General features: G+C 67.2%; 15 protein-coding genes. 4 read left to right on the top strand and 11 right to left on the bottom strand.

Annotation, left to right across the window (positions count from 1 at the left end):
- Window positions 1-39 precede the first annotated feature (39 nt).
- Genes WG921_RS11230 through WG921_RS11220 form a run of 3 tightly spaced genes read right to left on the bottom strand, consistent with a single transcriptional unit; the run spans window position 40 to window position 4329 of the window.
- Window positions 40-1728 carry a thiamine pyrophosphate-requiring protein gene (locus WG921_RS11230; protein ID WP_340109336.1) on the bottom strand — a complete coding sequence of 563 codons (1689 nt, stop codon included), beginning with the start codon at window positions 1726-1728 and terminating at the stop codon, window positions 40-42.
- Window positions 1725-2609, bottom strand: coding sequence for a 4-(cytidine 5'-diphospho)-2-C-methyl-D-erythritol kinase (locus tag WG921_RS11225; protein WP_340109335.1), 885 nt, complete (start codon window positions 2607-2609; stop codon window positions 1725-1727). The genes WG921_RS11230 and WG921_RS11225 overlap by 4 nt, the downstream gene beginning before the upstream one ends.
- Window positions 2599-4329 (bottom strand): tetratricopeptide repeat protein, encoded by a 1731-nt coding sequence (locus tag WG921_RS11220; RefSeq protein WP_340109334.1) that lies wholly within the window; start codon window positions 4327-4329, stop codon window positions 2599-2601. The genes WG921_RS11225 and WG921_RS11220 overlap by 11 nt, the downstream gene beginning before the upstream one ends.
- Window positions 4330-4729: 400 nt before the next feature.
- Here WG921_RS11220 and WG921_RS11215 point away from each other — a divergent pair, with 400 nt between their 5' ends.
- A complete protein-coding gene (locus WG921_RS11215) occupies window positions 4730-5038 on the top strand; it encodes a DUF6280 family protein (RefSeq protein WP_340109629.1) in 309 nt (102 codons plus the stop codon).
- 189 nt (window positions 5039-5227) lie between these two features.
- Here WG921_RS11215 and WG921_RS11210 read toward each other — a convergent pair whose 3' ends face one another.
- From WG921_RS11210 to WG921_RS11180, 7 genes are all read right to left on the bottom strand, one after another.
- Window positions 5228-6463, bottom strand: a complete 1236-nt coding sequence (locus tag WG921_RS11210; protein WP_340109333.1) for a phenylacetate--CoA ligase family protein — start codon at window positions 6461-6463, stop codon at window positions 5228-5230.
- 41 nt (window positions 6464-6504) lie between these two features.
- Complete coding sequence (locus WG921_RS11205; RefSeq protein WP_340109332.1) at window positions 6505-7335, bottom strand: ABC transporter ATP-binding protein; 831 nt, start codon at window positions 7333-7335, stop codon at window positions 6505-6507.
- Between the two features lie 69 nt (window positions 7336-7404).
- The gene (locus WG921_RS11200) at window positions 7405-8694 is read right to left on the bottom strand and encodes an ABC transporter substrate-binding protein (protein WP_340109331.1); all 1290 of its coding nucleotides are present in this window, start codon (window positions 8692-8694) and stop codon (window positions 7405-7407) included.
- 73 nt (window positions 8695-8767) lie between these two features.
- The gene (locus WG921_RS11195) at window positions 8768-9844 is read right to left on the bottom strand and encodes a branched-chain amino acid ABC transporter permease (RefSeq protein ID WP_340109330.1); all 1077 of its coding nucleotides are present in this window, start codon (window positions 9842-9844) and stop codon (window positions 8768-8770) included.
- 111 nt (window positions 9845-9955) lie between these two features.
- Window positions 9956-10957 carry a branched-chain amino acid ABC transporter permease gene (locus tag WG921_RS11190; RefSeq protein ID WP_340109329.1) on the bottom strand — a complete coding sequence of 334 codons (1002 nt, stop codon included), beginning with the start codon at window positions 10955-10957 and terminating at the stop codon, window positions 9956-9958.
- A 48-nt stretch (window positions 10958-11005) separates the two neighbouring features.
- Window positions 11006-11824: an ABC transporter ATP-binding protein gene (locus WG921_RS11185; protein ID WP_340109328.1), complete on the bottom strand. Its 819-nt coding sequence runs from the start codon at window positions 11822-11824 to the stop codon at window positions 11006-11008.
- The gene (locus WG921_RS11180) at window positions 11821-13833 is read right to left on the bottom strand and encodes an AMP-binding protein (RefSeq protein WP_340109327.1); all 2013 of its coding nucleotides are present in this window, start codon (window positions 13831-13833) and stop codon (window positions 11821-11823) included. The genes WG921_RS11185 and WG921_RS11180 overlap by 4 nt, the downstream gene beginning before the upstream one ends.
- A gap of 412 nt (window positions 13834-14245) precedes the next feature.
- Here WG921_RS11180 and WG921_RS11175 point away from each other — a divergent pair, with 412 nt between their 5' ends.
- On the top strand, window positions 14246-15430 hold the full coding sequence (locus WG921_RS11175) for an acyltransferase family protein (protein WP_340109326.1): 1185 nt from the start codon (window positions 14246-14248) through the stop codon (window positions 15428-15430).
- A gap of 77 nt (window positions 15431-15507) precedes the next feature.
- On the opposite strand, the gene WG921_RS11170 is transcribed toward WG921_RS11175, so the two are convergent.
- Window positions 15508-15861 carry a hypothetical protein gene (locus WG921_RS11170; protein WP_340109325.1) on the bottom strand — a complete coding sequence of 118 codons (354 nt, stop codon included), beginning with the start codon at window positions 15859-15861 and terminating at the stop codon, window positions 15508-15510.
- Between the two features lie 757 nt (window positions 15862-16618).
- Between WG921_RS11170 and WG921_RS11165 the strand changes: the two genes are divergently transcribed.
- Both WG921_RS11165 and WG921_RS11160 read left to right on the top strand, forming a co-directional pair.
- Entirely contained in the window at window positions 16619-17323 is a 705-nt protein-coding gene (locus WG921_RS11165; RefSeq protein ID WP_340109324.1) for an SDR family oxidoreductase, read from the top strand.
- Window positions 17324-17508: 185 nt separating this feature from the next.
- On the top strand, window positions 17509-17829 hold the full coding sequence (locus WG921_RS11160) for an antibiotic biosynthesis monooxygenase family protein (protein WP_340109323.1): 321 nt from the start codon (window positions 17509-17511) through the stop codon (window positions 17827-17829).
- Window positions 17830-18011 lie beyond the last annotated feature (182 nt).

The following is an 18011-nucleotide window of genomic DNA, read 5'->3' as shown; positions in this document are numbered from 1 at the left end:
CCGACCCCTCTCGTCCGGCCGTCGCGCGCCCGATTCCGCTCAGCCGGCGACGCTCACGTCGAGAAGGGCGAGCCGCCCCGCCTCCGTCGCCTCGATGGCCTCGGCCAGCGCGGGCGCGAGATCCCCGGCGCGCTCCACCCGCCGCGCGAAGGCCCGGCTGGCGCGCGCCACCGCGGCGAAATCCGGGCTCGGCTCCAGCGAGGTCAGCGGCGTCCGGTTCGCCCGCGCCGCCGCGCCGCCCGGATAGAGCCCGACGACGGATTGGCGCACCGCGCCCCATTCGGCGTTGTTGAGAATGACGATCAGCGGCGCCAGCCCGTGCGCCTCCGCGATCTGGTGGCACGCGACCGGGTTGGAGAAGATGTAGCTCCCGTCGCCCATGGTGCCGACGACCAGCCGCTCCGGCGCGGCCAGCTTCACGCCGAGCGCGCAGGGAAACCCCCAGCCGAGCCCGCCGGCGTGCGGCTCCTGGCGCCATTGTCCGGGCTCGGCGAGCCCGAGCGGGAGGAGCGGCGCGCCAAGCTCCGAGATCACGGCCGCGTCCCGCCCCCGGATCGCGGCGCCGATCCGCGCGGAGACGAAGCCCTTGGTCATCGGCGCGCCGTCGGGGAGGGCGCCGGCGCGCGCCGCCGCGTCCCTCGCCGCCGCCGCCCAGGCCGCCACCTGCGGGCGGCGCGCCGCGATTCGCGCGCCCGCCTCCGCCAGCAGCGGCCGCATCGCCGCCTCCAGCGCGACGAGGCTCGGCCCCGTCGCCCCCGCCAGCGAGACGTCCGCGCGAAACTGCCTGACCGGCGTGCGGCTCATCAGCGGGTCCGGGCCAAGCTGCACGACGCGAAGATCGTCCCGCAGGGCGTGCTCGCCCGGCGACCAGGGCGCGAGGCTGTCGATCGCCAGCGCGGCGTCCGCGCCGGCCAGCGCCGCGCCGAGGTCCGGGCCGATATAGGACGGATGCTCCTGGCTGATCGCGTTGGCGACCGCCCAGTAATCCGAGACCGGAATCGCCCAGTCCGCCGCGAGCCGCGCCAGCGCCTCCCAGCCGGCGCGGTCCCCCGCGCCCCGCTGCGCCACGATCAGCGGGCGCTCCGCCGCCGCCAGAATCGCCGCCGCCCGCGCGATCTCCGCCGCTGGCGGCGTCGCCTTCGCCGGCGCGTACGGGATCGGCGCGTCGCCGAGCTCCACCTCCTCGCAGAGAACCTCGCGCGGCAGCGACAGATAGACCGGCCCCATCGGCGAGGATTGCGCGATCGCCGCCGCGCGGTCGAGCAGCGGGCCGATCTGCTCGGGGAAGCGAAGCTCGTAATCCCATTTCACCGATTCCCGGACCAGCGCGGTCTGGTCCCGCATCTCCTGGCCCCAGCCGATCGGGACGGTGCGCGCGCCGAACCGGCCGGATTCCGTCACCGGCGTGCGCCCCGACATGATGATGATCGGGACCTGATCCGTCGCGGCGTTGATCGCCCCGATCGCGCCGTTGGCGAGGCCGACATTGGTGTGGAGAATCACCGCCTGCGGCCGCCCGGTCGCCAGCCACGCGCCATGCGCCATGCCCATGGCGGCGTGCTCATGCGGTATGATCAGCGCCGCCGGCAGATCGGCGCCCGCCGCCTCCGCCGCCGCGAGCCCCTCGATGATCGGCGGAAAATCGGTGCCGGAATTGGTGAAGACATGGGTGACGCCGAGCGCCTTCAGCCGCGCGAAGATCGCGCCCCCCGCGGTCGTGCGCGTCATGGCGTCCATCCTTTCACGGCCGCCGCCGCCACCCACCAGAGCGGCCCCGCCGCCCGAAGCCGGGAGGCCGCCGCGGCGGCGTGCGGTTCGGTCTCGAACAGCCCGAAACAGGTGGCGCCCGAGCCCGACATCCGCGCCAGAGCGCAGCCCGGCGCCGCGTTGAGCGCGGCCAGGATCTCGCCGATGACCGGAAGCCGCCGCAGCGCCGGCGGCTCGAGATCGTTCCGGAGCGGCTTCAGCCACGCGGCGAAGGCGGCGAAATCGTCGAACCGGGCGGGCGGCGGCGGCGGGGGGGCGGAGTCGCGCCGGATATCCCCGCCGAAAATCTCGGCGGTGGAGAGCGCGCGCCCCGGATTGGCCAGCACCATCCAGAACGTCGGGAACGCCGGCGCCGGCCGCAGCCGCGCGCCGGTCCCGCTCATCAGCGCCGGCCTTGACTGAAGACAGACCGGCGCGTCGGCGCCGAGCCCGGCGGCGATCTCCTCCAGCTCCGCCGCCGGCGCGCCCGGCCAGAGCCGCGCGAGCAGCCGGAGCGTGGCCGCGGCGTCGGCCGAGCCGCCGCCGATCCCGGACGCCGCCGGCAGGCGCTTCAGGAGCCGGAGCGCCGCGCCGGGCCGCCCCGGGGTCCGCGCCCGAAGCGCCGCCGCCGCCGCGAACGCGAGATTGTCCGGCCCCGCCGGGAGCCCGGCGGCGGCGGGCCCGGCGACGCGCAGTTCGAGCTCCGCCGCCGGCGCCGCCTCGATCAGGTCGCCGATCTCCGGGAACACCGCGAGGCTTTCGATCTCGTGATAGCCGTCGTCGCGCCGGCCGAGAACATGGAGGAAGAGATTGACCTTGGCGCGCGCCTCCTCCCGGAGAAATTCGCCCGCCTCAGTCGCCATTCGCCGCGCTCGCGGGCTTCTTGGTCGCGGCCTTCGCCTCCTCCTCCGCCAGCACGACGTCGAGCCCGACATCGAGCTTGCGGTGAATCCGCGCCCGGCTCTTCTCGTCCGGATCGAAGGAGAGCGCGCGCCGCCACTGGAACTCCGCTTCGAGCCGCCGCCCGACCCGCCAGAGCGCGTCGCCGTAATGATCGTTCAGCACCGGATCGACCGGCTGCAGCTCCACCGCGCGTTCGAGCTCGGCCGCCGCGTTTTCGAAATCGCCGAGGATGTAGTAGCCCCAGCCGAGGCTGTCGACGATGTAGCCGTCCTCCGGCCGCTGCTCGACCGCCTTGCGGATCATCTCCATCGCCTGCTCGAGGCGCATCCCCTTCTCCAGCCAGCTGTAGCCGAGATAATTCAGGACCAGCGGCTGATCCGGCTCCAGCTTCAGCGCCTCGAGAAAGTCGGCCTCCGCCTTCTCCCATTCGTTCGAGCGCTCATAGGAGATGCCGCGCTGATAGTAGAGCGACCAGCTCGGCCGCCCCGCCTGCTCCATCAGCTTGATCGCGGCGTCATAGGCGACGGCGGCTTCGCCGAAGCGCTCGGTCCGGCGCATCAGATCGCCGAGCGCGACCTGCGCGTCGATGGCGTCCGGCGCGCGGCGGGTGAGCGCCTTCAGCGCCTCCACGGCCTCGTCGTTCCGGTCCATGCTGCGCAGGGCCTCGGCCCGGCCGATCTCCGCCGAGCGGGCGAGGGGGCTGTCGGGCGGGATCGATTCGAACGCCCGCACCGCCGCCGCGCTCTGGCCGCCGGCGGCCAGAAGCTCCGCCGTCAGCAGCTTCGCCTCGTACAGATCCGGCCGGAGCCATGTGGCGATCCGCGCGTAGAGCAGGCTCAGCCGCTCGTCGCCGTCGCGCCCGAGGGCGGCGGCGAGGCCGTAAAACGCCTCCGCCGCGCCTTCCGCGGGCGTCCTGACGATGAGGCCCGGCGTCTCCCCGGCTTCGAGCGCCGCTTCCTCCGCCTCCAGCGCCCGGTCGCCGATCGCGGTCGCGTCGCCGGCGTTCTTGTAGATCTCCCGCGCCGCGTCCGGCTGGCCGTTCGCGATCAGCGCCGCGGCGTAGGCCCGCGCGACCCGGCCGGTCGGGGTGGCGAGATCGTTCGCGAGCCTGGAATAGGCCTGGACCGCGCCTTCGGCGTCGCCGTTCATGTGGCGCATCAGGCCGAGGTGATAGAGCGTGAAGATGCGGAAGATCGGCCGGCCGTCGAGCGTCTCGAGGATGGCTTCTCCGGCGGCTTCGTCGCCTTCGCCCTTGGCGGCCCAGGCCGCGAGCATGGCGCCGACGAGCGGATGAAACGCCTCCGGCGTCGTCTTCACGCGTTCGCGAACCGCCGCGAATTCGCCGTTCTTCATCTCATCCGCCGCGAGCACCAGCCCCGCGATCCGCTGGTTGGCGTCGAAGACGTTGAGTCGGTTGGCGAGATCCAGCGACGGCTCGAATCTCCCCGCCGCGGCGACATAGAGCAGAGTCTGCGCCATCAACTCCACGTTGCCGGGGTCGAAGTCGAGCGCGCGGGAGAGATAGTCCGCCGCGCTCTCGACATCGCCTTGCTTGGCCGCGTCGACCCCGGCCAGATAGGCGCCGGAAAGCGAGGATTGCGCGGTCGCCGCGCCGCCGAAGGTCAGGCCGATTGCGGCGGCGAACGCCAGATTGCGCGCCGCGCGCGTGAGATGGGTCATACGTGGGTCACTCCATTGCATGCTCTGGAATATAGGGGCGCTCCGCGCCGAAATCTTCCCAATAGTGGGCGCGCGCGCCAATTTGATCCCGCGCGTCGATCCCGCGCGCGGGCGAAGTCTTCGCATTTGCGGCAAAATGGCGCGATCTTCGGCCGCGCGCCCGCCATGGACGAAAGCGTAAAAAAAGCGTAAACTCACGCCAATCGGGGGTTTGGAGCGTCTAATGCTCCGAAAAGTCACCCTTTTTCGATGCGGCCGCCGCGCCGGTGCGCGGCTGGCGCATCGCTGGTATGCAAAATTCCTCTTTATTTCGCACCCGCAATGTTCCATATACAGGCCACCTGCAAGAAACCTGCAAGACCTGCAAGAAAATAGAAACGATGACTCGCTGGAGGAGCCAATGGCTCTTGACGATGACGCTATGAGCTTTACGAACGAACAGGGTCGCCGTGCGCGGAAGCTTTTCGCCGCGGTCGTGCTCGCCGCGCTTGATGACGCGATCAAGGACGAGAAGACCTATGGTTTCGGCAAAGGCGCGGAGGGGATCGCCCGCTGGGCGAACTCGCGTGACGGCATGGAAGTGCTGATGAACGCCGGAATCGAAGTGAACAGCCGCACGATCGACGGGCTCGTGGCCTTCGTGAAACGCGGCGTGCGCGTCTCCAACGCGCTGTCGCTGAAAGACGATCAGAGCAAGGCCGCCGCGTAAACTCGCGCGGCCGTCGGAGCGCCGTTTCACGGCGCTCCTTTCACGACGCTTTCCGCCGCCGGATCTTTTCCGGGATGAGGCGGGCGATCAGCTCCCGAACGCGAGAATAGAGACCGCCGCCTGACCATGGCGCGCGCCGGCGCCTCCGTCGGCCGCGGCGGCGGGCGGTTTGCGCCCGATCGCCGGCGCTCAGTCGTATTTCCGTTGATCGTCGATCACTTTTCCGTCTTTCGGGAGCGATCCCGGCGGCGTGATCTCGACCTTGCCTTTCAGCTTCAGAATGGCGGCGACGCTGTGCTCCAGCGCCGCGACATCGCCGGATTCCGCCTCCAGTCGGACCAGCATCTCGTCCTGCTCGCCGTTGCGGGTGACGACGACGCGCGCCTTCACCACCTCGCTGTGGCGCGCGACCAGCGCCGCGACCTGTTGCGGGCGCACGAACATGCCCTTGATCTTGGCGCTCTGGTCGGCGCGGCCCATCCAGCCCTTGATGCGCATGTTGGTGCGCCCGCATGGGCTCTCGCCCGGCAGCACGGCGGACAGATCGCCGGTGGCGAATCGGATCAGCGGATAATCGGGGTTGAACGTGGTGACGACGACCTCGCCGACATCGCCGGGCGCGACCGGGTTGTCGGAGCCGGGCGTCACGATCTCGACGATGACCCCCTCGTCGACGATCATCCCCTCGATCGCGCCGTCCGGGCCCGCGCTCTCATAGGCGATGGAGCCGAGATCGGCGGTGCCATAGCTCTGCAGGCAGGCGATTCCCCGCTCCTGATATTCGGCGCGAAGGCTGGGGAAGAGCGCGCCGCCGCCGACCAGCGCCTTTTTCAGCCGCGAGAGGTCGAGGCCCTCCTCCGCCGCCTTGTCGAGAATCACCTTCAGATAATCCGGCGTGCCGGTATAGGCGGTGACGCCGATGGCCGCCGCCGCCTGCGCCTGCAGCTCGGTCTGCCCGACGCCCGCCGGCAGGACCGAGGCGCCGACCGCCGCCGCGCCGTTCTCGAATATCATCCCCGCCGGGGTGAGATGATAGGAGAAGCAGTTCTGCACGATGTCCCCCGGCCCGACGCCGGCCGCGAAGAGCGCGCGGCCCATCCGCCACCAGTCCCGGCCGATCCCGCCCGGCTCATAGATCGGGCCGGGCGACTGGAAGACATGATGCGTCGCCCCCGGCGGGCGGGCGAAGCCGCCGAAGGGCGGCGCGGCCTTCTGCGCGTCGACCAGGTCTGATTTTCGGAGCACGGGCAGCCGCGCCAGCGCCGCCCGGTCGGTGATCTCGGCGGGGTCCACGCCGGCGAGATGCGCGGCGAGGCCCGGCGCCGTCGCCATCGCATGCGCGATCTGCCGGGGCAGGGCGGCGGCGATGTCGGCGCTCCGCTCATCGTCGGAGCGGGTCTCCAGATCGTCGTAATGGCGGGCCATGGCTCACCTCCTTATTGGGCTTTTCGGGCGCGGCGCGCGGCTCAGCTCAGCCAGCGTTTGCGGCGGCGATAGGAGCGCACGTCGCGGAAGCTCTTGCGCCCGGCGTCCGACACGCCGAGGTAGAATTCCTTCACGTCCGGGTTCTCCCGCAGGTCCGCGGCGACGCCGTCCATCACCACGCGGCCGTTTTCCAGAATATAGCCGTAATGGGCGAAGCGCAGCGCGATGTTGGTGTTCTGCTCCGCGAGCAGGATGCTCACGCCTTCGCGCTCGTTGAGGTCCTTCACGATCCGGAAGATCTCCTCCACCAGCTGCGGCGCCAGCCCCATCGACGGCTCGTCGAGCAGGATCATCTCCGGCCGGCTCATCAGCGCGCGGCCGATGGCGCACATCTGCTGCTCGCCGCCGGAGGTGTAGCCGGCCTGGCTTTTCCGCCGCTCCTTCAGCCGCGGGAAATAGGTGTAGACCTTCTCGAGATCCGCCGCGATCTCGGCCCCGCCCCGGCGCGTATAGGCGCCGGTGAGCAGGTTCTCCTCGATCGTCAGATGCTCGAAGCAATGGCGCCCCTCCATCACCTGGATCACGCCCATCTTCACCAGCGCGGCCGGGTTCAGATGCGCGATCGGCGCGCCCTTGTAGGAGATGCGCCCCTTGGTGACCTCGCCGCGTTCGGAATGAAGCAGGTTGGAGATCGCCTTCAGCGTCGTCGTCTTGCCGGCGCCGTTGCCGCCGAGCAGCGCGATGATCGCGCCCTTCGGCACCGTCAGGCTGACGCCTTTCAGAACCAGGATGACGTGATTGTAGATCACTTCGATATTGGCGATTTCGAGGAGCGTCTCCGGCGCCTCGGCCCGCCCGGTCGTATCGAACATCCGCGTTCACTCTCTTCTCGATGCCATCGGCGGCGCCCCCCGGCCCCGAAGGGCCGGGAGACGGGTTCGTCAGTCGCAGGCGCGCGGCGTGATGCCGTTCTCCTTGGCGTAGGCGAGGCTGTCCTCTTCGATCAGCGGCCCGATCACCTCCTGGTCCGACTGGATGAAGTCGGTGATGACGGTCCATTTCTTGGCCGTCGCGTCCCACTGCTCGATCGCGCCGTAGCCGTCGCCGCCGTGATTGGCGCAGCTGACCGAGAAATGCGGCCCGAAGCCCGTCATGCCCACGCGCTCCATCAGCGCCTCGTCGACGACCAGCGCCTCCATCCCGTCCCGCATCATCGCCGGCGTGATCTTCGAGACGCCGTGGATCTTCTGCGCCGTTCTCGCCGCCTCGACCGCCAGCATCGCGAAATACATGCCGCGGTTGTAGAGCACCGAGCCGACCTGATCGCCCGCGCCCGCCGCCTTGCCGGCGTCGTAGACATATTTCTTCATGTCGTCGAACAGCGGGAAATCGGTGCCCACATTGTGGAAGTTGAGCGCCTTGTAGCCGTCGGCGCCGGCGCCCGCCGGAATCACGTCGTTCTCGCTGCCGGACCACCAGCCGCCGATCAGGTTCTCCATCGGAAAGCGGATATTGGCCGCTTCCTGGATCGCGACCTGGTTCATCACCCCCCAGCCCCAGAGAAGAACGTAATCCGGCCGGTCGCGGCGGATCTGAAGCCATTGCGACTTCTGCTCCTGGCCCGGATGGTCCACCGCCAGCATGCTCAATTCATAGCCGTGCTTCTCGGCCAGCTTCTCCAGCGTCCGGATCGGCTCCTTGCCATAGGCGGAGTTGTGATAGAGCAGCGTGATGCGCTTGCCCTTCAGGTCGCCGTCATTGATCTGGAGAAGATACGAGATCTCGATGGAGGCGCTGTCCCAGTAGTTGGCCGGGTAGTTGAACACCCACTCGAACACCTCGCCGTTCTTGGCCGAGGTGCGCCCATAGCCCATCTCGTGGATCGGAATCCCGTCGGCGGAGGCCTTGGGGATCAGCTGATAGGCGATCCCGGTGCTGAGCGGCTGATACACCAGCGCGCCGTCGCCCTTGGTCGCCTCGTAGCATTCGACCCCTTTTTCGGTGTTGTAGCTGGTCTCGCACTCGGGAACCCGGATCTTCTCGCCGCCGATGCCGCCGTCGCGCTCGTTGATCAGCGTCATGTAATCGGCGTTGCCGTCGGCGAGCGGAATGCCGCTCGGCGCGTAAGGTCCGGTCCTGTAATTCAAGGCCGGGAAGACAAGATCCGCCAACGCCGGGCTGGCCGCGAGCATCGCAGCCGCCGCGAAGGCGCTTAGAGTGGTCAGTTTCATGTCGTTTTCTCCCCAGGTAACGGGTGTTTCCTCACCCTGTCGGGCGGCTTTCGGCCGCCTTACGAAACCGATCCTAATACGGGAACGGCCAAAGGCGCAGTTTTTCTTTCAGAAGCCGCCAGAGTTGGGCCAGGCCGTTCGGCTCGACGGCCAGAATGAAGATGATCAGGCCGCCGACGACCAGGAGTTGCACATGCTGCGCCAGATCCGGCGTCCAGCCGAGCCCCCCGATCAGCGTGTTTTTCAGAAGGATGGGAAACAGCACCATGAACGCCGCGCCGGCGAAGGAGCCGAGGATCGAGCCGAGCCCGCCGATGATGATCATGAACAGGACCAGGAAGGACTTGTCGATGCCGAAGGATTCGCCCACCTCCGACGCCCCGAGATAGACGGTGAAGAACAGCGCCCCCGCGGACCCGATATAGAAGGACGAGATCGCGAAGGCCGACAGCTTCGCCTTCAGCGGATTGACGCCGATGATCTCGGCGGCGATGTCCATGTCCCGGATCGCCATCCATTCGCGGCCGAGCCGCCCGCGCGTCAGGTTCCGCGCCATCCAGGCGAAGAGGAAGACGAAGACGAGGCAGAAGAGATAGGTCGCGTGCGGCTCCGTATGCGACCCGGTGACGGCGACGCCGAACACGGTCCGCTCCGGCGCGGTGATCTGCCCTGACGCCGAGTAGTTGTAGAACCACGGAACCTTGTTGAGCAGCCAGACCAGAAAGAACTGCGCCGCCAGCGTCGCCACCGCGAGGTAGAACCCCTTGATCCGGAGCGAGGGCAGCCCGAACGCGGTTCCCACCACCGCCGTCACCCCGCCCGCGAGCAGGACCACGAGAAAGATGTTCAGCTCCGGAAACGCCGTCATCAGCTTGTAGGCGGCGAAGGCGCCCACCGCCATGAATCCTCCGGTCCCGAGCGAAAGTTGCCCGCAATACCCGGTGAGGATGTTCAGCCCGAGCGCCGCCAGCGCGTAGACGAGGAACGGCACCAGGACCGAGGTCTCCCAATAGTCGTCGATGAAGAACGGGACGACCAGAAAGGCGACCGCGATCAGGACGTAATAGGCCCAGCGATCGAAGGCGATCGGAAAGGTCTGGCCGTCGGCGGCGTAGGTCGTCTTGAAGTCGCCGGCTTCGCGGTAAAGCACTCCGTCAATCCTCCCGTGACGCCGCGCCGGCGGAACCGCCCGCGCGCTGCGGATGAGCGGCGCCGCCCCTGGGCGCCGCCATGTCGATGCGGAAAACGCGCGCCGCCATGCTCATACCCTCTCGATGATCCGCTCGCCGAACAGCCCCTGCGGCCGGAACACGAGAAAGGCGAGCGCGAGCACATAGGCGAACCAGTTCTCCGTCGCGCCGCCGATCATCGGGCCGACCCAGAACTCGAACAGCTTCTCGCCGACGCCGATGATCAGCCCGCCGACGATGGCGCCGGGGATCGAGGTGAACCCGCCCAGCATCAGCACCGGCAGCGCCTTCAGCGCGATCAGCGAGAGCGAGAACTGCACGCCGAGTTTCGAGCCCCACATCACCCCCGCGACCAGCGCGGTGAGGCCGGCGATGGACCAGACGATGACCCAGATCGCCCGGAGGCTGATCCCGACCGAAAGCGCCGCCTGATGATCGTCGGCGACGGCGCGGAGCGCGCGCCCGGTCTTGGTGTATTGCGAAAAGAGCACGAGACCGACCACCAGGATCGCGGCGGCCGCCGTCGCCCAGACGTCGAGAACGTCGATATACATCCCGTAATAGTTCGCGCCCTCCGCCGCGAGGCCGATGGTCTGGTCCTCCAGCCAGAGCGAGCCGCCCTGCGGGATGCCGATATCCAGTTTCTTGATGTCCGCGCCCCAGAGCAGGTCGCCGAACCCCTCCATGAAATAGGTGAGGCCGATCGTCGCCATGAAAAGGATGATCGGGTCCTGGTTGACCAGGTGCTTGAGGATGAACCGCTCCACCGCCAGCGCGAACAGGATCATCACCCCGAACGCGCCGAGCAGCGCGGCGATCGCCGGCAGCTCCCAGCCGAAATGGTGGATCTCGGTCCCGAAGACCGAGTTGATCAGGGCCGAGAACGGCACCTGCCCGGTCTGCAGTCCGACCAGCGTCAGCGCCGCGAACAGCGCCATCACCCCTTGCGAGAAGTTGAAGACGCCGGAGGACTTGAAGATCAGCACGAAACCGAGCGCGACCAGCGAATAGAGCACGCCGGTCATCAACCCGTTGAGGACCACCTCGATCGTATAGAGCAGGACCGGAGACACTACGCGTCCCTCCGGCCGGCGCCGCGCGCCGGGAAAACTCCGCCGGCCTCAGTCATGGCTCACCCCCAGATAGGCGCTGATCACGTCCTCGTTTTCGCGGACCTCGTCCGGCGAGCCGTCGCCGATCTTGCGGCCGTAATCCAGCACGACGATGCGGTCCGCGATGTCCATCACCACGCCCATGTCATGCTCGATCAGCGCGATGGTCGAGCCGAACTCCTCGTTCACGTCGAGGATGAAGCGGGACATGTCCTCCTTCTCCTCGACATTCATGCCCGCCATCGGCTCGTCGAGCAGGAGAAGCGAGGGCTCCGCCGCCAGCGCCCGCCCGAGCTCGACCCGCTTTTGCAGGCCGTAGGGCAGGCGGCCGACCGGGGTTTTCCGGATCGCCTGGATTTCGAGGAAGTCGATGATCTTCTCCACCGCCTCGCGATGCTCGATCTCCTCCTTCTCGGCCGGGCCGAACCAGAGCGCCTGCGCCAGCATGCCCCGGCGCATCTTGGTCAGCCGGCCGGTCATGATGTTGTCGAGCGTGGTCATCCCCTTGAACAGCGCGATGTTCTGGAAGGTCCGCGCGATTCCCTGCCGCGCGACCGCGTGCGGGCGCATCGCCGGACGGCGGGCGCCCCGATACCAGACCTCGCCCTCCTGCGGGTGATAGAAGCCGCTGATCACGTTCAGCATCGAGGATTTTCCGGCCCCGTTCGGCCCGATGATCGCGCGGATCTCCCCCTCCAGAATGTCGAAGGAGATGTCGGAAAGCGCGGTGACTCCGCCGAAGCGAAGCGAGATGTTCTTCATCTCCATCACCGGCGGGCCGATCTTGCGGCCGTCCGGGGTGAGGCTGCTTTCCACGGCCCCGCTCACGCCGCCGCCCGCCGCCGGGGCGCGTTCACCGCCGCGTCCTGGATCTTCAGCGTCGCGGCGATCCGGCCCTTGCGGCCGTCCTCATACGTCACCTCGGTGTCGGCGAAGACCTCCTCCGCGTCGGAATAGAGCGCGTCGACCAGCGGCGCGTAGCGCTCGGCGATGATGTTGCGGCGGATCTTCTGGGTCCGGGTCAGCTCGCCATCGTCCGCGTCGAGCTGCTTGTGCAGCACCACGAAGCGGTGGATCTGGCAGCTCGAGAGCATCTCGTCGTCGGCGAGAGAGCGGTTCACCTCCTCGACATGCGCCTTCATCGTCTCGTAGACCTTCGGGTTCTGGGCCAGCTCGGTGTAGGAGGCGTAGGAGATGTTGTTGCGCTCCGCCCAGTTGCCGACCGAGCCGAGATCGATGTTGAGGAAGGCGCAGCACCTGTCCCGCCCGGCGCCGAAGACCACCGCCTCCAGAATGTCGGGGTAGAACTTCAGCTTGTTCTCCACGTATTTCGGCGCGAAGAGCGCGCCGTCGGCCATCTTCCCCACATCCTTCGCCCGGTCGATGATGCGCAGATGCCCCGACGCCTCCTCGATGAATCCCGCGTCGCCGGTGGCGACCCAGCCGTCGGCGTCCTTCACCTCGGCGGTCTTCTCCGGCTGGCGGTAATATTCGACGAAAACCCCCGGGCTCCGGTACCAGATCTCGCCCTTGTCATCGATCCTGAGCTCGACGCCCGGCGTCGGCGTGCCGACCGTGTCCGCGCGCACCTCGCCGTTCGGCTGCGCGGTGACGAAGACGCTGGCCTCGGTCTGGCCGTAGATCTGCTTCATGTTGATGCCGAGCGAGCGATAGAACTGGAAGATCTCCGGCCCGATCGCCTCTCCGGCGGTGTAGCCGAGCCGGATCTTCGACATGCCGAGCGTGTTCTTCAGCGGCCCGTAGATCAGCAGATAGCCGAGCGCGTAGGTCAGCCGGTCGAGAACCCCGACCGGCCGGCCGTCCATGATGTCCGGCCCCACGCGCTTCGCATGCGCCATGAACCGGGCGAACAGCCAGCGCTTGAGCCGCCCGGCGTCCTCCATCCGGATCATCACCGTGGTGAGGAGCGATTCATAGATCCTCGGCGGCGCGAAGAAATAGGTCGGCCCGATCTCGCGCAGATCCGCCATCATCGTCTCGTGGCTTTCCGGGCAGGCGACCGAGAACCCCGCGACATAGGATTGCGCGATCGAGAAGATGAAATCCCCGACCCAGGCCATCGGCAGATAGGCGAGCACGCTGTCCGACTGGCGGAGATCCTCGAAGACGCAGGAGGTCCGGGCCGCCGAGAGGATGTTGTCGTTGGAGAGGACGACGCCTTTCGGCCGCCCCGTGGTCCCCGACGTGTAGAGGATGACGCAGATGTCGGAGCCGGTCCTGGCCGCGATCATCGCGTCGAGCTCCGCGCCCCGCGTCGCCTCCGCCGCGCGGCCCCACGCCTGCACATCGGCGTAGTCATGCAGCCGCTCCGGGTCGTAGCTCCTGAGGCTCCGCGGGTCGGAATAGATGATCCGCTCCAGCGCCGGCAGGCTCTCCTTCACCGAGAGCAGCTTGTCGACCTGCTCCTGATCCTCGACGACGGCGAAGCGCACGCCCGCGTGCTCCATCACGAACTGCATCTCGTCCGCGACGCTGTCCTGATAGAGCGGGACCGGGATCGCCCCGGCCATCTGCGCCGCGGTCATCGACCAGTAGAGCTGCGGCCGGTTCTCGCCGATGATCGCCACATGGTCGCCGGGCGCGAGGCCAAGCTCGAGCAGGCCGAGCGCGAAGGCGCGGGTCTCGTCCCGCACGTCCTTCCAGGTGAAGCTCTGCCAGATGCCGAACTCCTTCTCCCGGCTCGCCGGCGCGGAGCCGCGCTCCACGGCGTTCCACTCGAGAAGTTTTGGCAATGTATCCAGAGACTCCGGCGGCGCGACATGCTGCCCCAAGACCTCCACCTCCCCAGTAATCAGGCGGCGTTCATCGCCGCTCATCTACTATATCACGAGTAGGGCCCAATAGCGCCGTCGTCAAGCTTCGCCCGATTATGGCCGCCCGCGCGCGGCGGCCTTCTCCCGCGCCGCGCTCTCCGGCTCCACCGCATTCCGCGCTTCGGGACGGGAGTGGATCACTGTCCAGACCGGCCCCGCCTTTTCAATCCCGACAGCCATCGAACGCGCCGCGTCATGAGCCCGGGAAAGATCCCGCGCCGGAAGCAAGCCTCTCCAGCCGGGGGGCGGTCAATGGGTGGGCGCAATGGCCGAACGCGCGCTCTGATTAAGTAGCGATGTAGAAAGAGTCAAGCTGCACGAAAAAATATAGCGATTGCGCGAAAAAAAATTTTGGCAATCAATAAAGAAAAAGAACGAATCGCAAAAAACACCTCATGACATATGGTAAAGTGATATGACGAGAATGTATTATCTTGATGCCCTAAGGAGTTTCGCGATGCTGTTCGGTTTGTTGGTCCACGCCGGAGTGATCAACCGTGGATTGAACTATGAGGTGGTGGCCTTCGTTTCCGGAAGTTTTCGCATGGCGACATTTTTCGCCATTTCGGGGTTCTTCGCCGCGATGATGGTCGAAAAGCGGGGAGCCGGTCCCTTCGTCAGATGGCGTTTGCCGGTTCTGATCACGCCGTTGGTCGTGGGGCTCCTGCTGCTCAATCCCGTCACGCACTATGCCATCCATCTCTACAATGGCGGCGCGGGCGGTTTTCTCGATCTTACGCTCGGCCGTGTCGAGTCGCATGTCGGCCCGCTGCAGAACTGGCATCTGCATCTGTGGTTCCTGATCACGCTGTCGATCTATGTGATCTGCGCGCCGGTCTTCCTGCGCCTCGCGTCGGCGCCATGGATCGCCCGCGTCATCGGCGGTCTGGCGGCGCGGCCAATCGCGGTGGTTCCGGTTCTGGCGATCGCCTTCACCGGGTTCGAGATCGTCGCGCGCGCCCTGCTGTCCATTTCGCTTGGCGCCATCGACGGGATGAGCGAGCAGCTCTTCCTGGTGCGCGCCACGCTGGCCTACATGCCCTATTTCGCGCTCGGAATCGCCATGTTCGCCGTGCGCCCGATGTTCGAGGCGATGCACCGATATTGCTGGTGGGCGCTGATTGCGGGGTTTGGGCTGGGCGCTCTTCTCGCGATCTCTCCTGCGGCCGTTCCCGGCGCGGCTGGGCGGATCGCGGAAATCAGTCTTCGCGCTCTGGCCACAGTCGCCGCGATGGCGGCCCTGCTGCGCCTGTTTCGGACGCTCATCGGCTCCCGTGGACAAGCGGCCGAAATCCTGAACCGATCCGTCTACACCGTCTACATGGTGCACTATCTGATCATGTACGTGCTCGCGCTCACGGTGTTCGCTTCGGTCGCCAATCCCATCCTCGCGCACCTTGGGGTGGCGGCGCTGGCGTTCGTGATCGGAGCGCTGTTTCATTTCGGCGTCGTCGAGCGCGCGCCGGTTCTGGAGTTTCTGCTCAACGGCCGAAGCAGGCCCCGCCGCGCGGCCAGAGTCGCGCTGGCGTGCGATATCTTGTCCGCGCCTGATCGCCGTCGATCGCATGGACGTCGGCGGGGGAGCGCGGGGCGTCCGTGAAAGCGCCCTTTTGGAGGCGCCCCGGTCTCCACTCGCCGCGCCGAGCGATCCTCGATGGAGCATCTCCGGGCGGCTCCTCATTTCTTAACGAAAGTCACCTGAGTCTGGTACCGGCGAAGCTTCCACCAACCGCTGAACTCGCTCTCGGTCTGGCGCCTGATCTTGATGGTGGCGTGGTCGACATGGAGGGTGGAGCCTTCAAGGTAGACCTTCTCGCCGACGTAATCGACGCTGCCGTTGCATTTGTAATCCGCCTCATAGCGCATGGTGTTCGCTTCAACTGTCAGCGTCGAGCAGCCGGCGGCGAATGCCGACGCCCACTCTCCGGGCCCGATGACGATATCGGCGGCCTGCGCCATCGGCGCCGTCAATGCCGCGAACGCCAGGGCGCCGACCCCAGCCTTGAAGGCTATGATGTTGAGAAAGCGCATATTGTTCCTCCTGCAAGGGTTGTCGTCAGTATGCTGTCGGATTGTTTAAGTATAGAGCTATATACATAGTCATATCAGGTATCTGGATTTGTGATATGCGTATACATATCAATGGATCGTGCGCTTCAAGGCGTTTTTCCAGAGTATTGTTAATAATCAAAATCTTGAGTTACGATATGTCAGGTTTACTTGATATGACTCCGCGTCAAGATGCAGGCCGTATCCGCCGCCTTCTTCATTTTGTCGTAAGATATGGATAGTGTAAGTCTTTATCATTTCGTGGGTTGGCCGCCATATCGCATGCGATGGCGCGGCCCGAGCCGCCGCCGGTCGCCATACGGCCCGTCGCCGGCGCGTCTTGCGCCTTTCGGATGGGCGCGGAAGGGGCGTTTTCCGCCGGGATCTTCCGCGCGCCTTTGGTCCCGAGTTCACGCCGTCGCCGCCGCGATACCGGGCTTATCGCACGCGGTAAATTTTGAAAATGTATATATATCAATAAGATAACCCCCTTATCGCGTGCGATAACGCACTCCGGCGCGCGGGGGCGCCTGCGCGCCAGTTGCCGCTGGCGGCCGCCGCGCCGCTATTCTATGAGAAGCGGATGAACCGCCTGCGCCCCCTGTTCCCGCGCCGACCGCGCTCCGATCCGGCGAGATCGACGGGGCGGTCGCGGTTCTCACGACTCGTTTCGGGCGCGAGGACGGTCCCTGCCGGACCATCCGGGCCCACGCAGCAGGCCATAAGGAGGCACTGAAAGATGGACGTATCAGGCAAGAAGGCGCTCGTGTTCGGGGGCACGTCGGGGATCGGGCTCGCGGCGGCGAAGCAGCTCGCGGCGCTCGGCGCGAAGGTCGTCGCGATCAGCCGCAACCCGGAGCGCGCCGGCGATCTCGGCGCCGGGATCACGCTCGCGAAATGCGACGTTCTGGACCGCGACGCGCTGACCGCGCTCTTCAAGGAGCACGCGCCGTTCGATATCCTCGTCAGCTCCGCGACCGGCGGCGGCCGGGCGATCGGGCCGTTCCTGGAGATGGACATGGACGGCTATCGGGCGTCGTTCGACAAGCTCTGGGGCTACGCCAACATCGTGCGCCTCGGCGCAGAGCATCTGAGCGAGACCGGGGCCATCGTGCTGGTGAGCGGCGCGCCGGCGCAGAAGGCGAAGCCGGGGCAGGCCGCGCTCAGCACGGTCGGCGTCGCGGTCGAGGCGCTGGCGCGCGCGGTCGCGCCGGAGCTTGCGCCGCGGCGGATCAACGTCGTCTCGCCGGGGCAGATCGACACGCCGATGGTCGCGCTTCAGGGCGAGGAGCGCGCCGCGCTCTACGCGAAGATGACCGCGAAAAACCTGATCCCGCGCGCCGGGACCGCGGATGAGGTCGCCGAGGGGATCGTCTTCGCGATCCGCAACGATTTCATCACCGGAACCACGATCCAGATCGATGGCGGCTGGGTCCTCTCGTAAGGGATCGGCCGGACTGAACGGAAGGCGCCGGCCGCGAAAGCGCGCCGGCGTCTCGCGTTCGGGCGCCGCGAATGCGCGCGCCGGGGCGAGTCCGCCAAGACGCGGCGCTCTCTTTCCTGTAATCACCAGCGGTGCGTTTGGGCGCGCCCGGCGGAGAGGCCGGAGTTGCTGAAAGGAGCCGACCGATGTTTGTGGCCATGAACCGTTTCAGGGTTTTCGAAGGCAAGGAGGAGGAGTTCGAGGATCTCTGGCGGAACCGCGAGTCCCGCCTTGGCGAGATGGAGGGGTTCGTCAGCTTTCATCTCCTGAGGGGCCCCACGAGCGAAGGCCGCACGCTTTACGCGTCGCACACGATCTGGGAGAGCGAGGCGGCCTTCAAGGCCTGGACGACGTCGGCGCATTTCCGGGCCACGCACAGAAACGTGGGAAAGAGCGCGGAGCAGACCGGGGCGCTCTATGACGGGCCGCCGCGCTTCGAGGGCTTCCGGGCGGTGGAGGGCGCCTGATCGGATGGCGGCGCTGAGCGATTTTCTCCATCTTGGCGGTCCCGCGATCTGGGCGATCGGGGTTCTTTCGGTCGCGACGGCGGCTCTTGCGCTCTGGAAGGCGTGGCGTCTTTTTCTGATGGGGGCGTGGTCGCGGCGCTGGGCGCGCCTCGCGGTGGACGCGGCGCTGGCGGGGGACGGCG

The organism is Paludibacillus litoralis (assembly GCF_037646705.1).
In the GTDB taxonomy this organism is placed as follows: domain Bacteria; phylum Pseudomonadota; class Alphaproteobacteria; order Rhodobacterales; family Rhodobacteraceae; genus Pikeienuella; species Pikeienuella litoralis.
Note: the sequence above shows the minus strand (reverse complement) of the source record. Positions and strands in the feature narration are given on the sequence as shown.